This is a genomic window from Photobacterium pectinilyticum (assembly GCF_024357955.1).
In the GTDB taxonomy this organism is placed as follows: domain Bacteria; phylum Pseudomonadota; class Gammaproteobacteria; order Enterobacterales; family Vibrionaceae; genus Photobacterium; species Photobacterium pectinilyticum.
The window spans coordinates 1-8,001 of sequence record NZ_JANEYT010000131.1; the positions used below are offsets into that span (position 1 = coordinate 1).

Sequence of the window (8,001 nt, forward strand, 5' to 3'; positions counted from 1 at the left end):
GTCAGCTTAGGCCGCATCACTATAATGGAGGGCTGACACCGAATGAGTCTGAAAGGCGTTACTGGAATAACTATAAAACCGTGGCCAATTTAAGTTGACCACTACACTTTACCTAAAGCGACGTAGTGTTCAGTAGCCTCGTACACATTACCGTTGGTCATTTCAGCAATTGTCCCGAGGCAATATTCCAGAGCGTTCGCCGCGCTCGGGTATAGATCGAGTAGTCGCTGATACTTTTCTGGTTGGTTTACCATTTTTGGAAGTCCTCGTACGACTTCTATTGGTGGATCATCGGGGTGAGCAGCCATGGTAACTCCAGCAGACTCAGCAACAGGAATGATCTCGTTTAAAAAGTAGGCAAGATTTTCCCAAAGCTGCTCTTCTGTCATGGTAGAACGTGTTCCTGTTGCAGCAGGCTCTACGGTCATATTCCATGCCATTGAGTTCGGCAGCGGTGATTCAAGTATCTCGTTTGAACCATTCATGCCGACAGTCTGCGCTCCTCCCCTGGCCTCGTCTGTCACAATTCTCCCTGTGACCCCGGTCAAGCTGAAGTTATAGCCAAAAACAGGGATCCCCACTTCACCGACATTGCGGATCAACTGCTTCAAACCTTGTATTTGCGCTTCTCTACCGTCCTCACCGAATAAGACATGATTCCATTGTTTGGGGTCGAAATTTTCAATGGCATACCAAGTTAAACCATACGATTCTATTTGCTTCTTAATGGCTGACAGTTCTTCAACCGTCCAAATCAGGCCATCAGCCACACCCCAGCCATACTTATCACCTATGGGTTGGTCACTACTAGAGAATTTGGTTTGCTGGTTGAAGTAATCACACATATGAACAACGATATGGGTTGCCCCCAGCTGCTTGGCAAACTTCAAGTGCTCATCATCTAGCATGTGCCTATACAGACCAAAACCTAACTTCATTGATCACACTCCTTATGAGCGGGTCTATCGTCGTACCGGACGGTATTGAGCATGTAAAACCACCGTCAATATACATATCGGTACCGGTAATGTAGCTGGCATGTTCACTACAGAGGTAAGTAACAAGTTGGGCGACTTCTTCCGTGTTCCCGACTCTGCCAGCCGGGATCCAGTGGTTGAACTTGTCTCGGCCGAAACGCTCTATCGCCTCCCTGTTCATGTCTGTTTCAATCGCGCCGGCACCAATACTGTTCACCCTGATGCCATACTCTGCCCACTCAAGTGCTGTTGACTTGGTCAGCATATGAAGTCCAGCTTTCGCACAGCAATAATGAGAAAGGCCTTTTCGTGGGACATTATCGTGAATGGAAGTCATGTTGATGATCACACCACCACCATTGACCTTCATCATCCGAGCGGCAAACTGAGCACACTGAAATGGAGCAGTCAGGTTGACCTGAATAACGTCATTCCAATCTTTGATGGGCATGGATTCGGCAGCATGACAGTTTTCAAATCCCGCGTTATTGACCAGTACATCAAGCCTTCCAAAGCGGGATTCAACCACCTCAAAAATACCTTGTATCTCCTCTTGCCGCTTAAAGTCAGCACAGGCCAAGGCGTACTCGACACCATTGTCGTTAGCTAACGATGAAAGCCACTCTTGCTGTTCCTCTGACGCCCCCCTAGCGTGCACAACAAGGTGATAACCTTGCTTCGCTAATGCGCCAGTAATCGATTGACCAATTCCTCTCAGCCCCCCAGTAATCAGGGCGACTCTCTCTCTGTTCATAACTCATAGCTCCTTTAGTTGTGCCTGAGGCACAGATAAATTCCGCGCACCATGCTCAGTAATAACAATGTTTTCTTCGATTCGAATTCCCCCCTTAACCTCTTCCCCGTAAAGCCCCGGCTCTATCGTGACAACCTGCCCGACCTTCAGTGGCTCGTCATTATTCTGGTGAAGTGAAACACCTGGATCGTGATACGCAAATCCAGTTCCATGACCCAATGCGTGTGGAAATAAATGTCCCAAACCATGCGCTTTAAAAACATCCATTGCCGCGCCATAAACCGTTGACTTAGTCACACCCGGCTTGCACACCTCAATGGCCGTATCGACGGCACATTTCACTATCGAGAACAATTCCTGCTGTCGATTTGATGGCTCACCCACGACGGTCATTCGCGTAACATCGAACCAATAACCATTCACACAAACGGCTAGCTCTAGAAATACCCAATCCCCATCAGCAAGTGTTCGCCTCCCTGTTCTGTTGTACTGGCATGCAAGTTCTGTATCTGGCCCAGATTGGACTGAGGCATAGGCTCTAACGTAATGCACACCAGGCAACCCTATTTGCTTGTTGATGTGATATTCAATTAGCGCAGCCAGCTCACCATCGCGCATCCCTTCCTCTGCAGCAAAGAACGCTTTAATTCCCGTTTTAGCAACTCTGTGTACCTTTTCGATAGAGGCTATTTGCTCGGTGGTTTTGAACAATCTTAAGTCCGCTAAACGATCATGAAGATCAACATGGGTTCCAACCCTGAGTAGCAGCTGAAAAAACTCAGGAGGCAATATCCCGCCCTCACCGGCATTCGATGATGGCGCCGCCTGTTGCCAATTTAAATCAAGAGCAATTCGTGGCTCTGCGGGTAAGCCATCACGAATAAGCGCTAAGAGGTTATCCCAAGGATTTGTTTTGCTGCCCCCCCAGCTATAACGCCGAACCAAACACTGGCAGCTCTCAACTGCAGGCTCGAAGTCAGGAATAAACAGCATGGGCTGCTTGTTAGGCTGAACCAATAAAACAGAACCATTCCAATGAGGATAGTGGTCAGCAAGCATGACGAGATCTTGAGGCTGGTAAACAATGGCAGCATCAATACCTTGATCAGACATTGATTCACTGAGACGTTCTAGGTGCATCATCTATTCCTCCAAAATATGACGGGTATATTGAAAGTGTGATGAGATGATTTTGCGAGTGTGGTCATTGTCCCCTTCACGAAGAGCTTCAATGATTTCTTGGTGACCCTCGCGAGCTTGTTCGATTCCAACTTCCAGATTCTTACCAATCTCAAGAATGTGAACAATCGTTGAAGCGAGGCTGGAATATATCGCCTTGACCATCGAATTCCCTGATATTTCAACTAAGCGGGTATGAAAGGAAAAGTCTAATTCGGCCAAGTGAGCAACCGTATTGGTATGTTCGATTTGATCGTTGATTGTTTGCAGCGCAGCAATATCTTCATCAGAAGCATTCTTCAATATCTCATCAACCAACCCGACCCCCATCAACTCTCGAATTTGCTGGATTTCACGGTAGTAGTTCTTATTTTCTGAGACTTGGATTGCCGCAATTGCAATGCTGGCCTGAAGGTTTTTATTCACCACCTTGGGGGGCTTCCTGCGTGAGGTTTCAACCACACCATAGGTTTCTAAAACACGGAGGGCTTCACGTACAGTGTTTCGACTTACTTCAAAGCTTTCCGCAAGTTCCATTTCGGTAGGCAGATCATCACCTGCGGTAAGGTTCCCCTTGTTGATGTTGTCAATGATGTTCTCAACAATCATCGACACCATTGAGGACTTTTTGTTGATAGAAAACACAGGCTTCCTCTTTATGTTCTAATGTTGGACATAAAGAGCATATGCCTATTTTTCAGCCATCATAATGAGGCGGGCGGCTAAAATGTGATCAATAAAACAGTAAGTTCACCAGCAAATCAGAAGTGTGATCAAGTGATTATTTTTATGATCGTGGGAAAGGAATTACAAAAATTGGATGACAAATAACAGACAATGTGGAAACCAATCACTCTGCGATAAAGAATAATAATTCTGTTTCAAGATTAATGAAAAAGACTTTTTTCCCCTAAATGTCCAGCAAGAAAGGGAATTGTTGACGGCCATGCAAACATGGCCGCTCTTCGTTCTTTAGATACGGATTGGCAACTCAATTCATCTTATCTCATGCACTCAAGATAGCGTGATACCCAAAACGAATACCGCCTTATTGATTTGATTACTCCACAAATCAAATCACATTTTGATTTGAATATCCTGTCTATTCAAATCATAATATGATTTGAATATCCTGTTTTTTCAAATCAAGGAGCCGTGATGTGGATTTGGCAACAGACTGATTGGCCGAACTTTTACTGGGATAAAACGGTGATCGAGCCCATGGTGAGGGAGACTCGTCTAAACCAAGGGATCTTATTGGGCAAAATGTTGAGTCACTCTCATGACAAAAAAGAGAGCATGCTAGATACTTTATTGGCTAACATCGTTCATTCCAGTGCGATAGAAGGTGAGAAGCTGAATGCTTTCTCGGTACGCTCGTCGTTGGCCAATAGGTTGGGTTTGTCTGAGGAACGTCCTTTTCCGACAACGGAACAAACCGATGGCCTTGCCGAAATCATGGTGGATGCTGTTGATAACCTAACCACCCCTCTTACACTTGATCGAATATTACATTGGCATGATCGCTTATTTCCAGAGGGTTACACGATGTTTAACCCTGTCATTGGTGGCCGACTGCGAGGTGATGCTCCGATGCAGGTCGTCTCTGGTCGAATTGATAGACCGGTTGTGCATTTTGAAGCTCCAGGCCGTCAGATCCTTGATGAAGAGCTAGACAAGTTTATCTTGTGGTTTAACGCCTCTAAAGATGACACGTCAGTCGATCCCTTGCTTAGAGCGGCAATCACTCATTTGTGGTTTGTTACGTTACACCCGTTAGATGATGGTAACGGTCGAATCACTCGCTTATTAACTGACTTGGCCTTGGCTCAAGCTGAACAGCAATCCGTCCGGTTTTACGCGATGTCTGTGGGGATATTGGCGAATCGAAAGAGTTACTACGAGATCCTCGAGCAAACCCAGAAAGGGGATTTGAATATCACCGACTGGTTAGTTTGGTTTTTTGACACATTGAACGAGACGTTTGCTGAGGCATTAAAGGAGATCGATCAGACGGTCTTCAAAACGAACTTTTGGCGTCATGTTGACCAAACTTCATTGGCTAAAGAACAGGTGAAAGTGCTAAATCGAATGCTTGATGGAGACTTTGCTGATGGGATTAATACATCTCAATATCACAAGGTTGCGAAAGTCAGTAAACCAACAGCGACTCGACATTTAGCGGCGTTAGTTGAACAAGGTTGTTTAATGAAATCTGGCGCAGGGCGTAGTACTCGATATCTACTTCCCAAGGTAAGCGGGTATTCCTACCCACCTAGCTATTGAGCGGTCGTATTGCTATGAGGCAGAAGGTCGCTGACATCAGAGCCTTCTTCTCGCTGTGGTAGCTCGAGCAGAACATGACGCAGATACGCATAAGGTTCCACGCCGTTGGCCCGGCAACTGAGCAGGATACTGAACAACGTCGCACTGGCATTTGCCCCTCTCTGGGTATCAGCGAACAACCAGGCTTTACGCCCGGTGGCTACCGGCCGGATATCCCGCTCCACACGGTTGTTGCCTATTGGGTAATCGCCATCCTCAACATACCTTTCAAGGTAGCATCATTGCTTTAGCGCGTAACTGACCGCTTTTCCCATCGGACTTAGAGGGAGCAGTTTGGCTGCCGCTTTATCCAGCCAGCGGTGGAAGGATTCGAGGATAGGGATACTGTCTTTTTTCCTCACTGCATGCTTTTCTGACGCCGGCAAGGACTGGGCTTTCTTTTCGAGGTTATGTCGCAAACAGGAGTGCTGAGTTAGGATCTCCGTCAGCACTCATTACCTTTAGCATTATGACTATCAACTTTTCCGGTCGCCATTTTCCTTCCGACATCATCCTCCAGGTTGTTCGCTATTACGTTTCTTATAAACTGAGCTACCATGAAATCGAAGAGATCATGGCTGAGCGGGGTATCCATGTTGATCACTCAACCATCAACCGGAGGGTCATCAAATTTGCACCATTGCTGGAGCATCGAGCTCGCGGAAGAAAGAAGCCTGTCGCCTCTTCGTGGCGGATGGACGAGACTTGCATTAACGTCAAAGGTCAGTGGAAGTATTATTACCGAGCCGTAGATAAATACGGTGATGTGATTGATTTTCTACTGCGTGATACGCGAGATGAAAAGGCAGCGAGAGCCTTTTTCCAAAAGGCCATCGGCCAACATGGATTACCCAAAAAGGTAGTGATTGACGGCAGCCATTCCAACACGTAAGCACTGCATCTTATTAATGTTGAGCTTTGGCAGAATGGCCTGATGCTCAACCTCATTGAAGTCCTTCAAGTGAAGTACCTGAACAATATTGTTGAGCAAAGCCACCGCAGAGTAAAAGAGAAAATGAACCAGGTACAGGGTTGGAAATCTGGCGAAGGTGCAAAGGCGACTTTAGCGGGAATAGAGCTGTGATCGATGATTAAAAATGGACAGCTCGACAACCCTGATGGTTTATCAGTTTGGGATGAATTCTAAGCGCTTGCAGCCTAATTGCATCTGGAAATCAGTACGCATGTACATCAGCATAACTTTGCGACAAAACCCTAATCTAACGGGTGGAGATCAACTAAGACAACACAGCTGAACTGACACCAAACAATCCTTGAGTACCATTATCGCATTTGCGATAATCCATACTACCCATAGTTTTGTTCCGTGAATGCTGTAATTTGACGAAAGAGGGAACCCTATTATTCAGATGGTTAGTTACAGTGGTATTTGCTCCCATGATAGTTAGTTTTACTTGACTCTATAAGAAATCAGCGAACACCGAGACCGACTGAAGCCCAGAGTTAGACGCTTAAGTCCTTTGAAGCGCCTATTCAATAAGCCTCGGCATCGCCTAAGATCATTTTACTGGAAAAACCGTAAAAGTGTTTTGGTTCGAAGTAGAGATTTAGATAGTTATAGTTGATGTATTATCTTCAGTCTTAACTTCCTCGTTGTCGTTATCGACTGCTCCAGTATCGCCCCTAGGGTCCCCCTTCGATATGGCGTGAACTTTATTTCCTGATTCATCTTCAATCTCAGCTAAGATGACATAGGACATGGCATCGACTCTGACGTTGTCTTTCGTACCTACAATTGTAAACTCAGCATGAATATCAGCTGTAATTTCTTTTGAAGTAATTATTTCTTTTAGAGCTTGGCGTATTGAAGATTTTTCTTTTTCAGCATGAGCACTGCCTGAAATCCAAGCAAAAAAGCCCGACACACCACTATTAATTTTATACTTTTTCTTCAACTCATTATATGTCTGTGAATGTTCGACAATTTTGCAGCTGTATTGATAATTACCAACAACTTTTGCTGTAGCTGTACCTGTTACCGATCCTCCAATACCAGCCATTTTACCTTTTACTTTAGTTACACGATAAGAGCTAGTACTGCTCGTAAGTGAGAGAGTTTTACTTCTAATCAGGGTCATTTTTCTTTCTAGAGTATCTTCCATTACTTGTTCTCCTTGTGCCACAAGTAGCATAAATATAGGTGAGATATACAAAAATATTGTGATTAAGTTCACGTATTGAGTTATTTGTGGTGAGACCTGACGTTTCTAGGTAGTCTTATGATCAAAAAATGTAATCTATCGGTTTAACTGCTTTACGTTACTGATAATTTTAACTAGAAAGGTTTGGGGAAAAGTAAGTCGGATCTAGGGCACATCGAATACCACCGCAATAATAAAGAGTGTTATTAACAATATCGCCCTCATGGGTTGACGGGAATGTTTGACTAGTATTTACCTCAACATCTCTGCCGTTCATAGTCCAAGTGCTGTCCTTAATGGCAGCGATAGCTTGCGCTTCGGTAGCTGCGGTGTTTTTGTCGTCTTCACAGCCTGCTAGTGCTGCCACGGCCATACCACTAATGATTAGTAACTTTATGTTCTTGATTATTATTTATTTTTAAACAAGATGGCGAATATGTTTGTTTTTTTTCATGATTAATGATTAATGATTAATGATTAATGATTAATGATTAATTATTAATTATTAATTATTAATTATAGTTTTAACTAAATAGCTGATCCTAATAGTGCTACATTTTGATAACTCCATGACCGCCTCCTGGAAATGGTGATACGTTGTCCA

The 8,001-nt window shown here is 44.6% G+C and carries 7 protein-coding genes and 2 pseudogenes; 2 read left to right on the forward strand and 7 right to left on the reverse strand.

Features of this window, described 5'->3' with window-relative positions; all coding sequences use genetic code 11:
* Positions 1-101: 101 nt before the first annotated feature.
* Genes NHN17_RS24940 through NHN17_RS24955 form a run of 4 tightly spaced genes read right to left on the reverse strand, consistent with a single transcriptional unit; the run spans position 102 to position 3,555 of the window.
* Positions 102-938, reverse strand: a complete 837-nt coding sequence (locus NHN17_RS24940) for a mannonate dehydratase (RefSeq protein ID WP_255045376.1) — start codon at positions 936-938, stop codon at positions 102-104.
* Positions 913-1,731: an SDR family NAD(P)-dependent oxidoreductase gene (locus tag NHN17_RS24945; protein WP_255045377.1), complete on the reverse strand. Its 819-nt coding sequence runs from the start codon at positions 1,729-1,731 to the stop codon at positions 913-915. The genes NHN17_RS24940 and NHN17_RS24945 overlap by 26 nt, the downstream gene beginning before the upstream one ends.
* Positions 1,732-1,734: 3 nt before the next feature.
* Positions 1,735-2,874 (reverse strand): M24 family metallopeptidase, encoded by a 1,140-nt coding sequence (locus tag NHN17_RS24950; protein WP_255045379.1) that lies wholly within the window; start codon positions 2,872-2,874, stop codon positions 1,735-1,737.
* Positions 2,875-3,555, reverse strand: a complete 681-nt coding sequence (locus NHN17_RS24955; protein WP_255045380.1) for a FadR/GntR family transcriptional regulator — start codon at positions 3,553-3,555, stop codon at positions 2,875-2,877. It lies immediately after the preceding gene.
* 513 nt (positions 3,556-4,068) lie between these two features.
* On the opposite strand from NHN17_RS24955, the gene NHN17_RS24960 reads away from it, so the two are divergent.
* Positions 4,069-5,196: a Fic family protein gene (locus NHN17_RS24960; protein ID WP_255045382.1), complete on the forward strand. Its 1,128-nt coding sequence runs from the start codon at positions 4,069-4,071 to the stop codon at positions 5,194-5,196.
* On the opposite strand, the gene NHN17_RS24965 is transcribed toward NHN17_RS24960, so the two are convergent.
* Positions 5,190-5,375, reverse strand: a complete 186-nt coding sequence (locus tag NHN17_RS24965; RefSeq protein WP_255045384.1) for a transposase domain-containing protein — start codon at positions 5,373-5,375, stop codon at positions 5,190-5,192. The two genes, NHN17_RS24960 and NHN17_RS24965, sit on opposite strands and share 7 nt — an antisense overlap.
* Positions 5,358-5,687, reverse strand: a pseudogene (locus NHN17_RS24970) (IS66 family transposase); the annotation flags it as partial. The gene NHN17_RS24965 and the pseudogene NHN17_RS24970, both read right to left, overlap by 18 nt.
* 17 nt (positions 5,688-5,704) lie before the next feature.
* On the opposite strand from NHN17_RS24970, the pseudogene NHN17_RS24975 reads away from it, so the two are divergent.
* Positions 5,705-6,382, forward strand: a pseudogene (locus NHN17_RS24975) (IS6 family transposase).
* Positions 6,383-6,803: 421 nt separating this feature from the next.
* Here NHN17_RS24975 and NHN17_RS24980 read toward each other — a convergent pair.
* Positions 6,804-7,358, reverse strand: coding sequence for a hypothetical protein (locus tag NHN17_RS24980; RefSeq protein ID WP_255045383.1), 555 nt, complete (start codon positions 7,356-7,358; stop codon positions 6,804-6,806).
* Positions 7,359-8,001 lie beyond the last annotated feature (643 nt).